Source organism: Maribacter ulvicola (assembly GCF_900155985.1).
In the GTDB taxonomy this organism is placed as follows: domain Bacteria; phylum Bacteroidota; class Bacteroidia; order Flavobacteriales; family Flavobacteriaceae; genus Maribacter; species Maribacter ulvicola.
On the sequence record NZ_FTMA01000006.1, the window covers coordinates 74536 to 95169 of the forward strand.

A 20634-nucleotide genomic window follows, 5' to 3' on the forward strand; every position below is an offset into this window, starting at 1 on the left:
TTATTCTTTTCTTCGACCACAGATCAACTATGCAAACCGCATTCTCTGTTCTCCAACACTTTTGTAGGATCAAAATAGTTATGCTCGTTCGGTAGATTATATTTTTTTAAATAGGCATCTAGCTGTGTATCGTTCCAGTGGTAAAACGGACTCACTTTTAACACACCATCTTTGCTTAAGCTTAAGATATCCAAACTATCTCTTAAAGCTGTTTGTCCTTTTCTCAAATTCGTAAACCAAACATCTGGCTTAAAATCTGCCATGGCTCTTTTAAAAGGTTCCAATTTTACTTGTTCCGTAAACTTAGCATGCCTAGGATCATCTATTTGAGGTATACCCATTATGGCATCTCTATGTGCAGTAGTTTGTTTTGGAACATATAACTTAATGTTCAAACTCAATCTATCAGTCAACTCTTCTGCATGTTTATAGGTCTTTGGTGTGTTATACCCAGTATCACACCACACTACAGGAATATCTTTTCGCACTCCAGAAACAGCATGTAGAATGGCCACTTCATAAGGTCTGAAATTTGTAGTTACCACCGGAATCTGTGCATGTTTTACTGCCCAAGAAATAATTTCTTCTGGAGGAATACCTTTAAACTGAATGTTCAATTTCTGAACTTGTTCTTCTGTCAATGCCATAATCCTTTTCTTTATTATTTACCCCACTTAATTAAATTCCAAAAACGTTCGTGAAAAAAATACAAAATCATTTTTGTTACAAAATCTATAGATGCTATTGAAGCTGCAAGAGACATCTTACCCGTAAGTAAATATGAAATAACCAAAGTGTCTAACGTACCAATAATTCTCCAGCTAAAAGCTTTTGCTATACTACGTAAGGGTTTCTCTGACGTCTTATCCTTTTTATAGGTCGTTTTTGACTCTTTTTTATTTAAAATAAGTTGATCCGCAATCATCTTTTACTCAATTTTTATTACCCTACTAAATTAATAGAGTTTTCAAAAATAGTATTATTTTTTTAAGTAGTCGCCCTTATTTTAAATAAATTTCTTTTACCCTATAGATTTAGTAGATTATCAGCAAATAGGTGTTAAAAATTAATAATTCGCAATGTATTGATATACCGCAAATTATAAAATAAATGAAATGATGGAATTTATGAGATGATATCCTTTAGTGTATTGTTTCGATATACATCTAAAGCGCTATCACGAACTTGAAGCATCAATTTATGAACGGAACAGGTATTTTCATCCGGACAATCATTACAGGTTTCATAAAAATTTAAACTCACACAAGGCACCATGGCTATTGGTCCTTCTAGCACCCGCATGACATCGGTCATTGAAATATCTTCTGGTGACTTTATTAAATAATATCCACCACCCTTACCTTTTTTAGAACCCAAAAAACCTGTTTTTCTTAAACTTAGGAGTATACTTTCTAAAAATTTCTGAGAGATGTTTTCCTTCTCGGCTATTTCTGAAATTTGAACAGGTTGCTTATCTGGTTGTCCTGCCAAATAGGCAAGTGCTTTTAAACCGTATTTTGTCTTTTTCGAGAGCATGATGCTAAGATAGCCAAATATTAAAATATGAATTAAATACTTGATCAAACAATTTAAAGGTTAGTCTTCTCTAGCTATGAAGTTCACCACACTAAATCTTCTTTAAGCGTTATTTTTTCAACAGCTTTTTATTGTCCCAAACTCCATTGAACAATATACCCTAACTAAAGCTAGTGTTTTAGAAATTATCGGTTTATGAAATTCTATCGCTAAACACTTACAATGGTGAACCAAAAACTACTGTTGCCCAAAACCTGATTGTTACGAGCTTGAAAGCAGTGGAAAAAAAATTCGTTATTATTAGCTTTCTCCAAGGGTTTATATACTTACCTACCAAGATTCTTATACCATGGTTGAACCACAATCCTTAAAAGAAAAAATAGTTAGGACAGAAGAAGCTGCTGCGGAATTTATAGAAAATGATGTTTAAGGATTAGAAACCTATCATTTATATGGATTACAAACGAAGACAGCTTCACTATAATCGAATTATAGATTCAAAAATGTGGTATTGATATTGTGCTAAGGAAAAAGCCGATTTATTTTGTACAACTACAAGCACTCGCGTCACTTATAACCTCCCTTAGGTAGGTAACTACAACTTACATTACTTTAAATACAAAAGCACACTAGGTATTTTTATATTTATTATTTTAATTACCCAAAGCCTGAGCAATATCCGCTACAATATCATCTATATGTTCTAGACCTACTGAAATGCGGACCGTACCATCAGATATACCAACATCAGCACGCTCTTCAACACTTAACTTACTATGCGTTGTAGATGCCGGGTGCGTTACTATGGTTCTTGAATCTCCCAAATTGGCTGAAAGTGACAACAACTTGATAGCGTCAAAAAACGCTCTTCCAGCATTAAGACCACCTTTTACTTCAAAGGCTACCACACAACCCCCTGCTTTCATTTGTTTTTTGGCAATCTCATACTTTGGGTGCGATTTTAAGAACGGGTATTTCACCCAATTTATATTGTCATGAGCTTCTAAATACTCCGCCAGTTTCAGAGCATTTTCACAATGCCTATCTACGCGTATTGCCAATGTCTCCAAACTCTTAGAAAGCACCCATGCATTAAATGGTGATAAAGCCGGTCCCGTAATGCGTGAAAACCGATATACCTTATCCATTAGTGCTGCGCTACCCACGGTAATACCTGCCAATACCCTTCCCTGACCATCCATCAATTTTGTACCGGAATGAATCACTAAATCTGCACCAAACTTAATAGGCTGTTGTAAATAGGGTGATGCAAAGCAGTTATCAATGACCAAAATCAAATTATTCTTTTTCGCAATCTTACCCAACTCTTCTAAATCCAGGACATCTACACCAGGATTCGTGGGAGTTTCTGCATATAAAATCTTTGTTTTCGGAGTAATTAATTGCTCTATTTCCTCTAATTCATCTATCTTAAAATACGTGTGATCAATATTCCACTTAGGAAAGAAGTTCGTGAACAATGAATGCGTAGATCCAAAAATGCTTCTTGCCGATAATACATGATCACCACTATCCAATAATGCCGCCAATGTAGAAAAAACTGCCGCCATACCCGATGCAAATGCAAAACCGCTTTCCGCACCTTCCATTTGACAAACTTTCTCTATAAACTCAGAAGAATTAGGATTAGAATATCTAGAATAGATATTACGTTCTTTCTCCTCTGCAAAGGACGCACGCATATCTTCCGCATCTTCAAATACAAAACTAGAAGTCAAATACAAGGGAACAGAATGCTCCAAGTTCTCACTTCGCTTCAGTTGTGTGCGTATAGCGTTCGTTTCAAATTTATTGTTGTGCTTTTTCATTTCTTTACTTTTTGACTTCGGATATGCTCAGCCACCTAATTTCAATTTATTTAACCTTTTGGCTTCGGCTACGCTCAAATACCTTATTTCGGCTACGCACTACCATCTATTTTAAACTTACTACATTTTTCATGGAGATAGATAAATTTAGTCGAATTGACATCTTACTTTTCTTTAAAATAGCTATAATGTGTTTCGTTTAAACATTCTCCTAAACTAGGTAACTTCTCTAATTTGCTATTTATTAAGGCTTCTTTCTTTTCTCTTCTCCTACCTTTTATTTGCTTCTCTCTGTAAAATGCAGAATTAATTCTTAAATACTCTTCTACATAAACCAACTTCACAGGTAATCTTTTTCTTGTATGATTAGCTACTTTACATTCTTGGTGTTCTACTATTCTTTTATCTAGGTATTTTGTACTACCCGTATAATAACTTCCGTCTGAACATTCCAAAATATACATGAATTCTGACATACAATCATCATTTATCGGCATCGGCTACGCTCCGCCACCAGCCTTTTAACTAACAAATCATTTGAACGCGGTGACTGAGCGGAGCCAAAGTCATCCTTTCTCCGCAATCCTTAATATATCTCCAAACACACCTCTTGCCGTAACTGCTGCTCCTGCTCCTGCGCCTTGTATTACTAGCGGATTTTCTCCGTAAGACTCCGTATATATTTCTATGATAGAATCCGAACCTTTTACCTGACCCAATGCACTTTCTTTTGGTACGGAAATTAATTTTACATCTAATATTCCTTTTTCTCTTTGAAGATTTCCATGTAAATCGCCCACATAACGCAATACGTGGTTTGGCTTTTGATTCTTTTTTATTTCATCAAACTTGGCATCCAATACATCTAAATGCTCTAAAAAGTAAGCTACCTCTCCATCTTGTAATTGCTCTGGTATAAGGTTATCTATATTGATATCCGTAAACTCATTATGCAGATCTAATTCTCTTGCTAAAATCAACAACTTACGCCCTACATCATTTCCTGATAAATCTTCACGAGGATCTGGCTCTGTAAATCCTTGCTGCATTGCATCTTTTAAAATGGACGAAAACGGCACATCTGCCTCAGAGAAGGTATTGAATATATAACTTAATGATCCTGAGAATACTCCTTTTATTCTGGTAATATTTTCTCCGGATAAATGCAATAACTTAATGGTATCTATCAACGGTAAACCTGCTCCCACATTGGTTTCGTACAAATACTGCTTTTGGTTTTTCTGCAGCTCTTCGCGTAGCAGTTGATAAAAATCGTATCGTAAGGTATTGGCAATTTTGTTCGATGAAACAATATCAAACCCGCGTTCTACAAATTCAAAATAATTCGCTACAAAATCTTTACTTGCCGTATTATCAATTACAATCAGGTTTTCTAAATGATGACGTTTGGCAAAGTCAAAAACATCTTCAATCTTATAAGGCTTTCCTTTTTGCTTTAGATTCGTTTTCCAAGTCTGGGTAATTCCCTTCTCATTCAACAAAATCTTTTTAGAATTGGCGATACCAAATACGCGCAAATCTAATTTTTTACGATCCTTAATTGTTTTTGCTGATTTAAGAATTTGATCGATCAACGTTCCACCAACATTTCCATGCCCAAAAACAAGAATATTTATCTTTTTGCTAATACCGAATACTTGTCCGTGCATGACGTTTACCGCCTTATGCAAATCTGCTTTCTTAACCACCAAACTCACGTTCTTACCAGATACCGTGTTATTGAACAGCAAAGGCACAATCTGGTTCTTGATCAACGCATTAAAAGGATTGTGGAACGTACTTAAATCTTGACCTACAATAGAGATGATAGATACATCATCTATCACCGTAATCATATTTACATCTTTAGATTCAAAATCATTACTGAATTCATTCTCCAAAGCCAATTTTGCTCTTTTAGCCTTGTCTTTCTTCACTACCAACCCGATACCTCTTTCCGATGAACCTTGAGATATAATACTTACACTAATATTACTTGACTGTAAGGCCTTAAATATTCTTGCATCTACACCTACTTTACCCAATAATCCGCGACCTTCAATATTGATCATGGCAACATCTTCTATCACAGAAAGCGATTTAATACCTTCTTTACTAGATTTTGCACTGATCAACGTTCCTTCATTATCATCATTGTACGTATTTAAAATACGCAGCGGAATGTTCTTTTCAATTAGCGGAATTATCGTTTTTGCATGTAATATGGTTGCCCCAAAATTTGCCAACTCGTTTGCCTCTTCATAAGACAGATTTTCCAGCTTTTTAGCCTCGGGCACATAGTCAGGATTTGCGGTATATATTCCATCAACATGGGTATAATTCTGTAATTCTTCAGCATCTAAAAAATTGGCTAATAATGCTGCGGAATAATTACTGCCGTTTCTACCCAAAGTAGTGGTTTCTCCATCTAAGGTAGATGAAATAAAACCGGTTACTACCGCTACGGTATCTTTAGGGATTTCAGCAAACTTCAATAGCACCTGCTCTTTGGATTCCGCCTCTAACACCTTGGCATCACCAAAGGAATTATCGGTTCTAATTACATCGCGGGTGTCTACCAATTTTGCTTTAATACCTTTACCTATCAATAATTTAGTGACCAATTTCGCAGAAATCAACTCGCCATACGCAAGTACCTCATCTTTAATTTTTGCACTGTAATCTCCCAATAAAGAAACACCTTCATACAACTTTGCCAAGCCTTTAAATTCTGCGGACAAGCTGATATTTTTATACGTATGCCTCTGATATTTCTCTAGAGCCTCAAAGTCCGACTTATAGTCTTTTCCCTTTGCTGCTTTCTCCAACATTTCCTCTAACTGATCTGTAGCCTTTTCCCTAGCGGATAAAACAATGGCAATGTTCTCATCATGCTTCACCCTATTGGCAACAATATCCAATACGCGCTCCAGCCCTTCGCCATTACTTAGCGACTTACCACCAAACTTCAAGATTTTAATTTTCTTGATATTGCCATTGGTATTAAAAATGCCCGTTAGCAATTTCTCCATTTGATCAAACTCTATCAAAAAGGCATCATGTCCGTGTAATGATTGCACCTCACCATAGGTTACGTTGCTTTTAGCCTGTGCCAATTGCTTAAACGTATCCTTGTTTTCCTGTGCGGTAAAGAACATATCAGAATCTACCCCTATAATATGTATGTTGGTATCACTATTTTGTAGTTTGATGAAATTTTCATCTCCACCTCTAGTAACATCAATGGTCTTCAATAACTGGTTCATGAGCTTGTAAGCCGATAATTGAAAACGCTCTTGTAGCTTATCGCCATGATGCATTAACCAGCTTTCTACATTAAAAACCTTTAGCTCTTCATTAGTACTTCTTTTAAAACGTTCTTTAAAGGAAGCGGGAGTTCTATAACATAGCATGGCATGCATACGCGCATCATGTACTGGCTGTTTTGAATTCACCAAAAATTGTTCTTGAATCTGGCAATTGGCAATTAACCAATCGGTAGATTTCCAATCAGATGCCACCGGTATTAAATGTTCTGTCAATTCTGGTTGCAATGCTGCCATTTCCCAAGCAATACCACCACCTAAGGATCCACCGATCAGAGCAAACAAACGGTCTACTTTCAATTGCTGCAATCCTAACAAGAACATTCTAGCTACATCTCCGGCTACAAAATCTTTATAGTTTTCAATCACGAATTTATCATGACCGTTCCCCGGAATATTGAATGCCAAAATGGTATACTTCTGGGTATCTATACATTTCTCATCACCTATAAGTGCAGACCACCAACCGTCTTCACCGGTAACATTAGAGTTTCCGGTTAGGGCATGGTTTACTAAAATTATGGGTGCTGTATGCAATTCTTTCCCAAATACCTGATATGACAATTGAATGTCCTGTTCGGTTCCGCTTAGGGTTTTGTATTTTTTAATCTGTAATTGATGTAACATCTATTTCAAAATCAATTTATGGTTTCGGCTAGGCTCAGCCACCACATGTAACTATTATGTTTTTGAACAATAGGCGACTTTGACTATGCCCAGTTCCCAATTGTTTCAACTTTGCTCTGCTATCTTTCTAAAGACTTGCAAATGCCTGCTCTAAATCTGCTTTTAAATCTTCAATATCTTCTAGACCAACGGACAAACGAATTAAATCCTGACCTACACCTGCGCTATCTTGTTGTTCTGCAGTTAATTGTTGGTGCGTTGTACTTGCCGGGTGAATGATCAATGATTTTGTATCTCCAATATTCGCCAACAACGAGAATAATTTGGTAGCATCTGTAACTTTTTTAGCAGCTTCAAATCCACCTTTAACTCCAAAGGTAACTAAACCACTTTGTCCTTTTGGCAAGTATTCTTTTGCTAATTCATTGTACTTATTACTTTTAAGTCCTGGATAGTTTACCCATTCCACTTCTGCTCTACCTTCTAACCAAGTTGCTAATTCTAATGCATTTGCACTATGCTGTTTAATACGTACCGGTAATGTTTCTAAACCTTGAATGATTTGGAAGGCGTTGAACGGGCTCAATGCTCCACCAAAATCACGTAAGCCTTCCAATATTAATTTAAAGGTAAAAGCAGCAGCACCTAATGCTTCACTATACACCAAACCATGGTATCCGGCAGATGGCTCCGTGAATTCAGGGAATTTTCCGTTGGTCCAATCAAATGTACCGGCATCAATGATTGCTCCACCTAATGACGTTCCTTGTCCGCCAATATATTTTGTCAATGAATGAATTACCAAATTTGCTCCGTGCTCAATTGGGTTTAGCAATGATGGCGTAGCCACGGTGTTATCTACTATAAACGGAACACCCGCTGCTTTAGATTCTTTTGAAATTCCTTTCAAGTCCAACACATCTAACTTTGGATTCCCTAAAGATTCTACAAAAAATGCCCTTGTATTATCTTGTACCGCTTTGCCAAAATTCTCTGGATCAGAGGCATCAACGAATGTTGTTGTTATACCTAATCTTGGTAGAGTAACATTCAACAAATTAAACGTACCACCATATAAACTACTAGATGCTACAATATGATCGCCTGCTTTCAATAGTGTTAATAAGCCAGTAGAGATCGCTGCTGTACCAGATGCAAAAACTACTGCTCCTATACCACCTTCTACCGCAGCTAATCTGTCCTGTAGAATTTGATTGGTAGGGTTGTTCAATCTTGTATATATAAAACCTAATTCACCAAGTGAAAATAAGTTTGCCGCATGGTCCGTATCATTAAAAACATACGAGGATGTTTGATAAATGGGTACTGCACGTGTTCCCCCGTTTGTAGTTGTGTCGTGACCTGCGTGTAATGCGTTTGTTGCTAATTTGTGATTACTCATGATTTTGTTGTTTTTAATTTTTATTTGATAAATTAAAAAGCCCATCCTTTGACCTACACATAACGTAGGGTAGGGAAAAATTAAAAAGTTATAAGAAAGTAATATCGAAAAAAATTCGATTACTGTTATCCATCCCCTAAGGGTAGAATGTAGCACCTTCTTTGTATGGAACAAAGGGTTGCTAAGGTTTCAAAGGGTCTAATCCCTCCACCTTTCTTGATAACTATTCAATAAGTGTTTGAACTTTGAGTTACAAATATTGGACAGAAGTTTTGAATAACCTAGTATTTTACGAAAAAAATATAATTCAAGTGCTTGTTGTTATTTTTCTATGGGCTTCAAAACAACTGGAAACCTCATCAACCACAAGGTTTCCAATACATTTTTGAGTCTCCGTTGCACTACACTCTAAAATACTAGAACTGACCATACGGTTTTTTTGAATTTTAAACCTTTGTTGAACCAACTAAGAATGTAGCTTCTAGTGATTTTTACGACCTTTTTAGGAGGAAAAATTGCCCGCCTTCAGGCCGGACAAGTATTTAGGAACTTGGTTGCTATAGGTTATTTTTTGAACAAAGAAAATTCATAATCATGCTTACCTTAAAGGTTCTCGATACATTTTTGTCCTAATTAAAAATTAGATCAAAAGCACATGAACTTTCATTTTTTCCAACAACCGACAACCGTCAACGATTAGCGAATCTACTTAATCATCCCAGCACTCTTATATTTATCAATGTACTTCTGATCTTGCTCTGGGGAGTCTTTATAGTACTTTCTCATCTCCACTAAATCTTTCTTCAGTTTTTTTACGGTAGCTGCGTATGCTGGATCATTATACACATTGTTCATTTCGTTTGGGTCATTCAACCTATCATACAACTCCCATTCGTCTACGTCATAATAGAAGTGCACTAATTTAAATTCTTTGTTTACAATTCCGTAATGGCGTTTTACCATATGTACCGATGGATATTCATAATACTGATAATACACGGCATCGCGTGTCCATTTATCTTTTTCGCCTTTTAATAACGGGATCAAACTCTCCCCTTGCATATCACTTGGCGGAGTAATGCCTACCGCTTCTAACATGGTCTGTGCAAAATCTAAATTTTGAACCATTTCATTCTCTACAGAACCCGGCTTTACCACATTTGGCCAACGTACCAATAACGGAGTTTTGAACGACTCATCATAAATAAATCGCTTATCGAACCAACCGTGTTCTCCTAAATAAAACCCTTGATCAGAGGTATAAATTACGATGGTATTTTCTGCCAATCCGCTTTCGTCCAAGTAGTCCAATAATCTACCTACATTATCATCAACCGAAGAAATACTACCCAAATAGTCCTGCATATATCTTTGGTATTTCCATTTCATTTTTTCGGTATCGTTCATCTTTGGCCAGTTATTATAGAAGAAGTCATTGATGGAATCTAACACAGGATCATACAATGCTTTTTGCGCTGCCGTAGCACGGTTATATGAAGCATAGAAACTATTTGGAAATTCTTTTACTACAGGAAAAACTTTACCCTTCATTTTTACCATGGTTTCTGGGCGTATTTTACTATCATGACTATACATCAAGTGCGTTAGCAAATTCATTTCTGCCGTTTTAGCAGCAGAGCCTCTATTCTTATAATCATCAAAAAGAGTTTCTGGCTCTGGGAATGTTTTCTTTGTAAATTCCTTGAATTTGTCCGGTCTTGGCCACCATGGTCTATGCGGTGCTTTATGCAAATACATCATCATAAAAGGCTCGTCATCTGCCGCTTCTTCTTTTAACCAATCTAAAGACACTTCTGTAATAATATCGGTTACATACCCTTGTTTATTAATGGTATCGCCATTGGTTACGATAAAATCGGGATTAATATAATGCCCCTGACCTGGAAGGATCATAAACTCATCTACCCCCTTAGGGTTATTACCAAAGTGGAGTTTTCCGAACATGGCGGTCTTATAGCCGTTCTCTTTAAATATCTGCGGAAAGGTGACTTGCGTAGTATCGAACGGAAAGTAATTATCTACTTTTCCATTAATATGTGTATGCTTACCCGTCAATATGGTTGCCCTTGATGGTGCACAGATAGAGTTGGTAACACTTGCATTTGTAAACAACATGCCTTCTTTTGCCAAACGATCAATATTGGGCGTATTCAGCAATTTATCATCATACGCACTAATGGCTTGGTAGGCATGATCATCTGACATGATGAAAATGATATTGGGCTTTTTCTTTTTGTTTTTTTGTGCTTCGGAGTTAGTAGGTACTAGGAAGAGTATACCTGCTACGACTAGGATTAAATTTTTCATTTTGGTTGTTGTTTGATAGTTATTAAAAATAGGTAAAATTTAACGATAGACTATAGAAGGACATCAAATTAAAAGCGAATGAATTCAATTAAAATAAATCAACCAAAAAACAGTACTCAAATACAACCACAGAATAGAAAATATAACATGTATAATTGTTTCAAAGGTTTTCCCTTTCCACAAGGAAGTAGAATACCCAAAAAATTGAATAAATAAGCGTATCGTCCAAAAAATTGCAAACCCGAATGAAATGGTACTACCCAAATTAGTTTCTATTAATTCTCTGGAAGAAGTAACGCATAATAAACCCATCAATAACACTGTCAATGCTATGAAAATGGTATGAACCGACATTATTTGTTTATTAATAAGACTTAATTTATTTAACTCTTCTTTCCAATTAAAGTATTTGGGAAATATTATATGAAATAATGCTAAGAGAATTAATACTCCTCCTATTATCTTAATTTGTATCTCCATTTTCTTGCAATATAAAAGTTGAAACAAAAGGCGTATTTTTCTTCTCCTTTATAAGGCTTAAACCAGCATTTTTAAAGGTTTGCAACCAACTAGATTTAGAATAAAAATGAAAAAAACCAATGGTATATGCCATAAAGTTAAATGAATCTCTAAGATGCTCCGTAACAAAAATTTGACCATCTTCTTTCATAACCCTTACAAGCTCTTTAAAAAAAAGTTCTCTTTCCTCTGTATTTCTTATTTCGTGAGCAGAAAACATTACTATCACTACCGAAAAAGTATTATCCTTAAATGGTAATTTGTGTGTATTAACCTTTATCGTATCCCTACTTGGCGGATATAGTAATCTAGCTCTTTCAATAGATACTTCTGTATGCTTTTTACTATCATAAAAATCACATTTTGTTAATTCAATATTTGTAAAGTCACCTCTAATAATTTCACTTGTTTCATCAAAACCTGCATTTATATTTAATACTTTTTTGTCATTTAAATTAGGCAACCAACTTAATTGATATAATGAAGAATAATCATAGATATAATAAGAAACCAATAATGAAATTATTATAGTTATAGTTCCTAATAAAGTTGACCAAAACAAAATTCTCTGCAGATAAAAAGGGGCTATAATTTGCAAACCAAGTGCAAAAAGCAAAAGCAGTACAGCTATGACATAAAAATGCCAATTGAAGCGAATAATATTTATCACCCCTTGAAAGGGTGCTCTTTTTAGTTCCATGCTTCAACCTTGCCTTTTTTCCAATAATATGGAATATTAGTAATTTCAAAAGCACTGGCCAAAACCACTTTTGAAAACTGAAATTTTCTCAAAAACTCAAAATTATAATCGGCTATTATAATTGGCTTTGGCTTCCAGTTCTGACGAACACCTTGAATAATTAACATGGATTTTTTTCTCTTATCATACACAAAAGTATGCGGTAAGGGTCCAGCAAATTTTCGAGCATCTTCCCAATTTTTAAAAGATGAATTCATTGGAATTAAAACTTCATCTTTAGTATTTTTAATGACGACCTTAAATTCAGATTTTTTAGAATATATAGTTCTAACATCGTCTTTTAGGTCATTTTTAATATCTGTGGTTGTGTACTTATAATGTGTGAAGATATTACCTAGCAGTTCCATTTTTACCTTATCAGTCTCCGACTTAATAATATAAAGTCCGCGCAGAGTTTTTCCTGCCTTATTTCTGTAGCGAACAAAAATTCGATAACCGGTTAAGAAGAAATTATTCCCCATAAATTTAGGAAAACCTTTTGGACGAAGTGCTGATGTTTGTACCATTGCAACAGCTATAAATGCCCATTTATCTTCAAAGGTATCTAATTCTAATTTGTCTGGAATAATTGATTTTAATTCTTCCTTTGGCACTGCAAATGTCAATACAATTGAGCTGTCAAAAAATGCCTCTACGGCAAAAGGGTGATTTTTTAAAAAGCTCATATCAAAATTTCAAATTACAATTGTTGCTTCAAGATAAATTCATTGTAATAAACTACACCAACAAACAACAAAGCAAAAACACTATTCATTTTACCCCATAACAATAGGTCTGGAACTAAAAAATACTCTAGCATATTCATGACCGACACAACACTAATTTGCAGCAAAGCATTAATTCTAGAATTAGATTTGGATACAACCCAAACGGCCATTATAATTTCTGAGCCCCCTATTAAAACTGTAATTGGTCTAGCATAATTTTCACCTAAAATACTGCCTACGATTTCTTGATGCCTCGGAACCAAATTAAGCACTTTACAAACTAATCCATTTAACAACCAAACTAATGCTAATAAAAAACTTAAAACTAAGTGTAATCTTTTTTTAATGGTATTTTTTTTTAGCGCGTTTTACTCCAACAAAGAAAATTCAATACTAGAATCTGTAAATACCGTATGTGTTTGGGTTTTAAAATCGGACTCATCTGCCTTAAAGATGTTATCTACATAGGTCTGCGGATTTAAATCTATTAGCGGGAACCAGGTACTTTGTACTTGCACTTGCAGCTTATGCCCTTTTTTAATGGTATGGAACACATCTTGCAACTTAATTGTAACGTTAGTCTTTTGGTTCGCTACAAATGGCTCTGGGTTGGCAAAGCTATTTCTAAATCGACCCCTCAACACCTCACTACGTACCATTAAATGATAATTGCTCATTTTCAAATGGTCTTGCATGCCTTCATATGCCGGTTCATCCGCTGGGTGTACGTCAATGATTTTAACGATCCAATCTGCCGCAGTTCCGGTAGTGGCTACTTTTAGTTTTGCTAGAATATCGCCTGCCAAGGTCATATCATTTTCCATCACTTCAGTTTCAAATACCAACACATCACCACGACGTGCTGCAAAACGCTGATCGTCTGTCATGTATTTCCTTGGTGTAAACACCGTTTTAATATCTTCTGAATAAGGCACCGGTTTTTTAATATCGCTGATAAACTTTACCTCTTCTACTTCTTTTGGGTCAACAGTTAATTCTTGGTCTGAAGATAAGTACATGTCTTTTTTCACTACTCCTGCTGGTGGCCAAGTATCATAGGTTTTCCATTCTTTACGTCCGGTATCAAAAACATAGGCTTCCGGCAGTCCACTATTTTTATCTCCGTTTCCTTTTAAGAAATGGTCGAAGAATTTAGTTTCAATATTTTCCTGATAAAATTCTGAAATTCCGTCACCAAAATAGTAGTTACCTACCGTATTTTGACCTTTTCTTCGTGCCCATCCGCCATGATCCCATGGTCCAAAAACCAAGGTGTTGTAATTATCGGCATTGTACTTTTCTATATTCTTGTAGGTTTCTAACGGTCCGTATAAATCTTCGGCATCAAACTCGCCTGCCACTACCATGGTTGCCACGGTTGGTTTTACATTTTTCAAATGCTGAATCAGGCCCTTACTCTGCCACATTTCATCATAATTTGGGTGCTCTTTTAATTCGTTCCAGAAATAATCATCGGTAACCCCTTCTTTTGCCATGCGTGGTGTATCTGTAGTTTCATACTCAAAGAAGCGATCTAAGTTCTTTAGGGGACCTTCATCTAAAAAGAACTGGTACTGATCTTCTGTCGGTAATTCTGGCAGCGTATACCATGCCGTGTCTATAGGCTTATCACCATCTGGTCTTGGCGTACCAAATAAAGAAGTTGCTCTAAAATAACTCAGTAAATACGCTCCGTTATGGTGAAAATCATCAAAAAAGAAATCGGCAATACTTGCCTGCGGCGATGCTGCCTTTAACGCAGGGTGTGCATCTACAACCGCATAGGTAGAGTAATAACCAGGGTATGAAATACCCCATATACCCACATTACCATTATTGTTTTCTACATTGTTAACCAGCCAATCTATAGTGTCATAGGTATCTGAACTTTCATCGATATCTTTCTCCGTTTTTTTATTTGGATTAAAAGCACGCATGTTCTCAAAATGACCTTCGCTTAACCAACGGCCACGAACATCTTGATATACGACTATATAGCCATCTTGCATCATGTGAATATTAGGGGCGATCTTCGTTTTAAAATTACCTTCTCCGTAGGGTTGCGAACTATACGGCGTTCGTTGCATGATAATAGGATATTTTTTTGAATTATCCTTAGGCGAATAAATGGTAGTGTGAAGTTTAATACCATCTCGCATGGTAATATCTACTTCTTTTTTGGTGTAGTTATCTTCTACATAGGTTTCAGACACCTCAGCATTAGCTACTTTAGGGGCTGTTTTTCTACAGGAAATAAACACTGTAGTTAATAAAATAAGGGTAAAAAGGTGTTTGATGGTACTCTTTGGCATGTCTTAAGAATTTAAATTCTTAAAGCTAAGAAAGTTTAGCCGATTATTGCCAAAGTAATACTGATGAGATGACCGAAAAATTTAAACTTTTCAGTATGCCGGTACATAGATAGCTTCTACCGATAACTAATGGGGGGAAGTAACCTGTTGATTTTAAAACTAAAATAGAAAACTACTACTCCCAATGGTTATAGGAATTGCTATTCTATAAAAAATTATATCATGAACAACTTTCTCATTAGCATAAGTATGCCAGAGAAAAAATCGCTTTTGTATTCTTGAACAGTAGGCTCTTGGTGTAATTGATTTTTCATTACATAAATGTTTTACGGGTTGGAAATTAATCAGAAAATGGAATTAATGCAACTGTTTTTTCAGATTTTTCAATTTCAAAATCTGAACTTACTTTTACAGAACGATATTCGGTTTTTGCTGCATCTAAAACAACAAATTCAGAAATTATATCTGTATCTTTTGAACAAGATTGCATTGCAACACAAGCCAAAATGGCTAAGATTATTCTTTGGGGTATAGACATGACATACGTAGGTTAAGTTATTATTTAAATAGGTTTTTAAAAGATGCGATACCTTTATTCAGCATTAAAAACAAGCTAACTTTTGGGGCTTTAACCTGCATTGAACGCTGTCCGTTTTTCGTTTGCACTAGTACTATATATTTCATCTTTTGTAGGTGGCGAGATTTGGGATTCTCTAATTATTACACTTCAAATATATGTAATCTTTTTCCTACAAATTTATTTTTTGTGGTCAACGCGCACTAATTTGTTGTGAAGGGGTGTTAATTGGCTCATGAAGAATATTGTTAGGTGTATTTAAGAGAGGTAAGTTGCTTCTTTATTGCTAACTGACAATAACCTTATTTCCTAAGACGCTAAATACAAAACAAAAAAAATGCTCCGTAAAACACGGAGCATTTTTATACTTAATTCTAAATTCTAATTGAGATACTCTTATAAGTAAACTATGCCGCTACAAGACCCATTCATATTATTACCATAAAGGCATAATTATGCTATTAACGTACAGTTTACTTTGTTTTGCCCATAATGACGTTACAGGCTAAACGCCGCTTTTATCTCTGCCACTTTATCTAACTTTTCCCAAGTGAACAATTCCACTTCTTTTTCGATACGACCGTTATAGGGCGATTCAAAAACCTTGGTAATTGTAGTTGGTTGTTTACCCATGTGGCCGTATGCCGCAGTTTCCAAATAAATTGGGTTTCTTAACTTTAATCTATCTTCAATTGCAAAAGGTCTCATATCAAACAACTGAGCAACTTTTTTTGCAATATCGCCATCACTTAATCCTACTTTAGAGGTACCATAAGTATCCACAAAAATAGAAGTAGGTTCTACCACACCAATAGCATAACTTACTTGCACTAAAATCTCAGCTGCTACACCTGCTGCCACTAAATTCTTTGCTGCATGCCGCGCTGCATATGCCGCACTACGATCTACCTTACTGGGGTCTTTACCGCTAAAAGCACCACCACCATGAGCACCCTTGCCACCATACGTATCAACAATAATCTTACGTCCTGTTAAACCGGTATCTCCATGGGGACCACCAATTACAAACTTACCTGTTGGGTTAATATGATACTTAATTTGATCGTCAAACAACTTCTGAGTTTCTACAGGTAATTGAGCCTTTACTTTTGGAATTAAAATTGAAATAATGTCCGACTTAATTTTTTCCAGCATTTTTTCATCATCGGCATCAAAAGCATCGTGCTGTGTAGAGATTACAATAGTATCTATACGTATTGGTTCATTTGCATCTGAATATTCTATAGTTACCTGTGCCTTAGCATCTGGTCTTAAATAAGAAATCTCTTTATTCTCTCTGCGCAGTCCTGCCAATGTATGCAGAATTTTGTGCGAGATATCTAAAGCTAAAGGCATATAATTTTCAGTCTCACTAGTTGCGTAACCAAACATCATACCTTGATCACCGGCTCCTTGCTCTTCTTTTGAACCCCGGTCCACACCTTGGCTAATGTCTTGGGATTGCTCGTGTATCAATGATATAACTCCACAAGAATCTCCACTAAATTGGTATTCTCCTTTTGTATATCCAATTTTATTAATGACTTCACGGGCAATGTTCTGTACATCTAAATAAGTATTGCTTTTTACCTCTCCCGCTAATACCACTTGACCGGTAGTTACCAAAGTTTCACAAGCAACCTTACTCTCTTGATCAAAAGCAAGAAAATTATCTAACAACGCATCACTTATCTGATCCGCAACTTTATCCGGATGTCCTTCACTAACAGATTCTGATGTAAATAAATATGGCATAACACTCTTTTTTATTCTTAAAAGGATTTGAACGAATGCCGAAAAGAAGTATGATGCGATGGGATACCAACATCAACTGCTTTAGCATTTTTTTGTTTTCAACTCTTAGTTTAAACAGAGGTTGCAATCAGTCAAATCCCTCCTCTTTATTTAATATAACCACAAAAATATGAAAAATGTTCTGTTCCATATCTTAATACCGGTTATTTATTAACGCAAATAAAAGATTTTATAATTAGCCATATGTATTTTCTAGATTAAAGATCATATTTCACCGACAATAACACGTATCTAGGTTGTACAAAATAAGCTTGCGTGCTAAAATATAATTCATTGGTACTATCTCTATTTAATGTAGTCGTATTCAATAAATTAGTGCCTTTTACTCCATATTCCCAATGACTATCTTTTTTCTGATACGTTAAATAAGATTCCAAAAAACTATAGGTATTAGATATCGTATCTGCATCATCTGTATAATTATAATAATCATAGTCTACCGTAAAAATGAAATTCTTTAAGAAACTGGCATCAAAACGGGCATAGGGCCTGCTGGTATAAAACGTGGTTTCTAAATTGCCATTTTCATAATTGTTTACCGTATACCTGTACCCCAGCTCTAAATTAGGGGCATTTTTAAAATTAGTAGATAACGCCCCTCTATAGTTTTGCGTTAATGAATTTGAAGTTCGTTGGGCATTGTCTACCAAATTATTGGTTGTAGACCACCCCAAACTACCTTGTACAGATGCTTTTATCTTCCCTAAGGTACGTTCGTATTTTCCACTTGCCGACAATGATTCATCATCAAAATTAGAATTGATTATACTACTTACCCTATTAATACCATTGATATTCACTCCACTTTTTAAAGCATCTATTCTCTTGGTATATGCCACATTTGCGAAAATATTGGTAAAATTGAACATATTAAAGCTGAAAAAATTAAGCGATACATTATGGTTCAGCGCACTTTCTAAATCACGATTACCGCTGTAGAGCGAGTTATAGTTATTAAGTACATACCCTTGAGCAAAATTACTGACATCTGTAAACGATCTAGTTACCCGATAATTAAAACGCAGATTTTCTGATTTTTTCAGTTGTGCATTAATATAAACATCTGGAAGCAATGACGTTAAATTATCTTCTACCACAGTACCTAGCTGCTCATTTTTTAAATTGAACTGATGTAAAGTTACTCCGGGATTAAAAGTGAAAATTCCAGAAATAACCTTATAATGTATGCCTGCGTAGATATCAGAAACATGAAAGGCAACTTCATTATTGAACTCATTTTCGTCCATATTTAAAATATCTTCATTATCTAAAATCTGAAATATGTTCGAATTAAAATTTTGATTGCTTTGCGTAGTACCTAAAGTTAGATTGATATTACTTTTACTACCTAACACCCTATAATAATCTACTTTGGCATCCACCTTATTGGTTACTACGGATTTTGCCTGATTGAAATTATATACATCTTGATCCTCATCTACCGGAAAAATATCTAAAAAAGCAAACTCGTTTCGTATCGATTCATAAAAAGGATCTTCATCTTGATATAGGTACTGTGCTTCTACCGCAAAAATGTTGTTCTCATTTGAAGTATAGTAAATATTTAAATTCTGATTTACAGATAGCGGCTTCTGTTTTTTCTCTTCAACAATCTGATCGGTAATAGACGAAATAGAAAGTACATCTATTTCCTCATTATCGTCTGACTGTTTTAAAAGCGCATCATAATCTAGCTGAAAATCTTCATTAGGTTTGTATTTAACACTAAATTTCGCCAAACCTAAATGTACGGTCTGATCTGTATTAGAGGTGGTGCTTTCTACTTCATCACTGATTATATATGAAGTGGTCCTCTCAGATTTCATAAGCGTACCGGTGTAGGAATATATTCCAAACCCGCTTAGATCCAACCCTTCTATTGGTGCATAACTAAAATTAGCCGCAGCAAATTTGGTGTCAATTTCGTTTGCCCTATTATTCTGTGCCGAAGAAAGCCCTAAACCATCAGCCCCTGTAGAAATGGAGCTGCCTCCTCTTGAATTTATATTTCTAAAACCGCCCGTAAAGTTTCTATAATCGCTTCTTCCAAAAGGAACCTCCCCAATATTATTTAAGTCCGTGATGATGTTTATGCTGTATTTAGGACTGTAATAAAACAATTTTGGATGCGCCAAATACCTGTCATCAGGACCATAACCTGCCGTTAATTCCCCAAACCAAAAGTTCTTTTTTCCTTCTTTAAGCTTTATATTCAACGCAACGTTATCATCATCATTGGTAAGCCCTTTCATTTGGGAAACTTCATTGAAATTTCGCAACACCTCCACTTTATTTAAGGCATTTGCAGGAATGTTCTCTACCGCCAATTTGGTATCTCCATCAAAAAAATCTTTACCCTCTACCATCACCTTGCTCACAGTTTTACCTTCTACCTCTATTTGACCGTCATCGTTGATTTCAATTCCCGGAAGGTTTTCCAACACATCTTTCAACTTCTTTTCCGTACCGGATACAAAGGCATCTGTATCATACACTATAGTATCTCCCTTTACCGAAACCGGCATTTCATAAGTAACGTCTACCTCATCTAATTGTGCCGCCTGCTCTTGCATGACAATATCTTTTACGGCATCTTGCGTACCAGCAGTAAATGTGAACGATTCTGGTTTAAAACCTAGGTAACTCACTTTTACCGTATACTGTTCCCCTGTTTTCAATTTCAATTTAAAGAGCCCGGCATGGTTGGTTATTCCGTAAGATTCCAATCCTTGCGTAGCAGTATTTATAGCAATTACATTTGCCATATCTACACCAACGCCCAAGCTATCTTTAACGGTACCTGACAATGACATTTCTTGAGCTGATCCAATGGTAGCTAACAATAGCATAAGGATAAAAAGCACTTTATTTTTCATGTGATGGCTATATAAAAAAA

At 35.6% G+C, this 20634-nt stretch carries 15 protein-coding genes and 1 riboswitch; all 15 genes read right to left on the reverse strand.

From position 1 onward, the window contains the following. Positions 1–23 precede the first annotated feature (23 nt). The 15 genes from BW936_RS14815 to BW936_RS14890 all read right to left on the reverse strand — a co-directional run bounded on the left by BW936_RS14815 (position 24) and on the right by BW936_RS14890 (position 20614). Positions 24–647, reverse strand: coding sequence for a phosphoadenosine phosphosulfate reductase domain-containing protein (locus BW936_RS14815; RefSeq protein WP_076549547.1), 624 nt, complete (start codon positions 645–647; stop codon positions 24–26). Positions 648–661: 14 nt separating this feature from the next. After that, positions 662–925 carry a DUF2061 domain-containing protein gene (locus BW936_RS14820; RefSeq protein WP_076549549.1) on the reverse strand — a complete coding sequence of 88 codons (264 nt, stop codon included), beginning with the start codon at positions 923–925 and terminating at the stop codon, positions 662–664. Positions 926–1125: 200 nt separating this feature from the next. Continuing rightward, positions 1126–1536, reverse strand: coding sequence for an RrF2 family transcriptional regulator (locus tag BW936_RS14825; RefSeq protein ID WP_076549551.1), 411 nt, complete (start codon positions 1534–1536; stop codon positions 1126–1128). A gap of 653 nt (positions 1537–2189) precedes the next feature. After that, a complete protein-coding gene (locus BW936_RS14830; protein ID WP_076549553.1) occupies positions 2190–3365 on the reverse strand; it encodes a trans-sulfuration enzyme family protein in 1176 nt (391 codons plus the stop codon). Positions 3366–3529: 164 nt separating this feature from the next. Next, the gene (locus tag BW936_RS14835; protein WP_076549736.1) at positions 3530–3841 is read right to left on the reverse strand and encodes a GIY-YIG nuclease family protein; all 312 of its coding nucleotides are present in this window, start codon (positions 3839–3841) and stop codon (positions 3530–3532) included. 90 nt (positions 3842–3931) lie between these two features. Then, positions 3932–7318, reverse strand: coding sequence for a bifunctional aspartate kinase/homoserine dehydrogenase I (thrA, locus tag BW936_RS14840; RefSeq protein ID WP_076549555.1), 3387 nt, complete (start codon positions 7316–7318; stop codon positions 3932–3934). 127 nt (positions 7319–7445) lie between these two features. Continuing rightward, positions 7446–8720: an O-acetylhomoserine aminocarboxypropyltransferase/cysteine synthase family protein gene (locus BW936_RS14845; protein ID WP_076549738.1), complete on the reverse strand. Its 1275-nt coding sequence runs from the start codon at positions 8718–8720 to the stop codon at positions 7446–7448. 122 nt (positions 8721–8842) lie between these two features. Continuing rightward, positions 8843–8946, reverse strand: a riboswitch (SAM riboswitch). A 479-nt stretch (positions 8947–9425) separates the two neighbouring features. Next, positions 9426–11048 carry a sulfatase family protein gene (locus tag BW936_RS14850; protein WP_076549557.1) on the reverse strand — a complete coding sequence of 541 codons (1623 nt, stop codon included), beginning with the start codon at positions 11046–11048 and terminating at the stop codon, positions 9426–9428. 463 nt (positions 11049–11511) lie between these two features. Then, positions 11512–12267, reverse strand: coding sequence for a methyltransferase domain-containing protein (locus BW936_RS14860; RefSeq protein ID WP_076549561.1), 756 nt, complete (start codon positions 12265–12267; stop codon positions 11512–11514). Then, positions 12258–12992, reverse strand: coding sequence for a DUF2071 domain-containing protein (locus tag BW936_RS14865; protein WP_076549562.1), 735 nt, complete (start codon positions 12990–12992; stop codon positions 12258–12260). The genes BW936_RS14860 and BW936_RS14865 overlap by 10 nt, the downstream gene beginning before the upstream one ends. A gap of 14 nt (positions 12993–13006) precedes the next feature. Beyond that, positions 13007–13330 (reverse strand): DoxX-like family protein, encoded by a 324-nt coding sequence (locus tag BW936_RS14870; RefSeq protein ID WP_262494004.1) that lies wholly within the window; start codon positions 13328–13330, stop codon positions 13007–13009. 72 nt (positions 13331–13402) lie between these two features. Beyond that, positions 13403–15346, reverse strand: a complete 1944-nt coding sequence (locus tag BW936_RS14875; RefSeq protein ID WP_208611131.1) for a CocE/NonD family hydrolase — start codon at positions 15344–15346, stop codon at positions 13403–13405. Positions 15347–15686: 340 nt separating this feature from the next. Next, positions 15687–15884 (reverse strand): hypothetical protein, encoded by a 198-nt coding sequence (locus tag BW936_RS14880; protein ID WP_076549566.1) that lies wholly within the window; start codon positions 15882–15884, stop codon positions 15687–15689. 537 nt (positions 15885–16421) lie between these two features. Next, positions 16422–17678 carry a methionine adenosyltransferase gene (metK, locus tag BW936_RS14885; RefSeq protein ID WP_076549567.1) on the reverse strand — a complete coding sequence of 419 codons (1257 nt, stop codon included), beginning with the start codon at positions 17676–17678 and terminating at the stop codon, positions 16422–16424. A gap of 257 nt (positions 17679–17935) precedes the next feature. Beyond that, complete coding sequence (locus BW936_RS14890) at positions 17936–20614, reverse strand: TonB-dependent receptor (protein WP_076549569.1); 2679 nt, start codon at positions 20612–20614, stop codon at positions 17936–17938. Positions 20615–20634: the final 20 nt, after the last annotated feature.

Excerpts from the sequence above, each read along its gene's own strand:
- BW936_RS14850 (WP_076549557.1), bottom strand. The coding sequence starts at position 11,048 with ATGAAAAATTTAATCCTAGTCGTAGCAGGTATACTCTTCCTAGTACCT.
- thrA (WP_076549555.1), bottom strand. The coding sequence starts at position 7,318 with ATGTTACATCAATTACAGATTAAAAAATACAAAACCCTAAGCGGAACC.
- BW936_RS14880 (WP_076549566.1), bottom strand. The coding sequence starts at position 15,884 with ATGTCTATACCCCAAAGAATAATCTTAGCCATTTTGGCTTGTGTTGCA.
- BW936_RS14845 (WP_076549738.1), bottom strand. The coding sequence starts at position 8,720 with ATGAGTAATCACAAATTAGCAACAAACGCATTACACGCAGGTCACGAC.
- BW936_RS14890 (WP_076549569.1), bottom strand. The coding sequence starts at position 20,614 with ATGAAAAATAAAGTGCTTTTTATCCTTATGCTATTGTTAGCTACCATT.
- BW936_RS14825 (WP_076549551.1), bottom strand. The coding sequence starts at position 1,536 with ATGCTCTCGAAAAAGACAAAATACGGTTTAAAAGCACTTGCCTATTTG.
- BW936_RS14860 (WP_076549561.1), bottom strand. The coding sequence starts at position 12,267 with ATGGAACTAAAAAGAGCACCCTTTCAAGGGGTGATAAATATTATTCGC.
- BW936_RS14875 (WP_208611131.1), bottom strand. The coding sequence starts at position 15,346 with ATGCCAAAGAGTACCATCAAACACCTTTTTACCCTTATTTTATTAACT.
- BW936_RS14815 (WP_076549547.1), bottom strand. The coding sequence starts at position 647 with ATGGCATTGACAGAAGAACAAGTTCAGAAATTGAACATTCAGTTTAAA.
- BW936_RS14865 (WP_076549562.1), bottom strand. The coding sequence starts at position 12,992 with ATGAGCTTTTTAAAAAATCACCCTTTTGCCGTAGAGGCATTTTTTGAC.
- metK (WP_076549567.1), bottom strand. The coding sequence starts at position 17,678 with ATGCCATATTTATTTACATCAGAATCTGTTAGTGAAGGACATCCGGAT.
- BW936_RS14835 (WP_076549736.1), bottom strand. The coding sequence starts at position 3,841 with ATGTCAGAATTCATGTATATTTTGGAATGTTCAGACGGAAGTTATTAT.
- BW936_RS14830 (WP_076549553.1), bottom strand. The coding sequence starts at position 3,365 with ATGAAAAAGCACAACAATAAATTTGAAACGAACGCTATACGCACACAA.
- BW936_RS14820 (WP_076549549.1), bottom strand. The coding sequence starts at position 925 with ATGATTGCGGATCAACTTATTTTAAATAAAAAAGAGTCAAAAACGACC.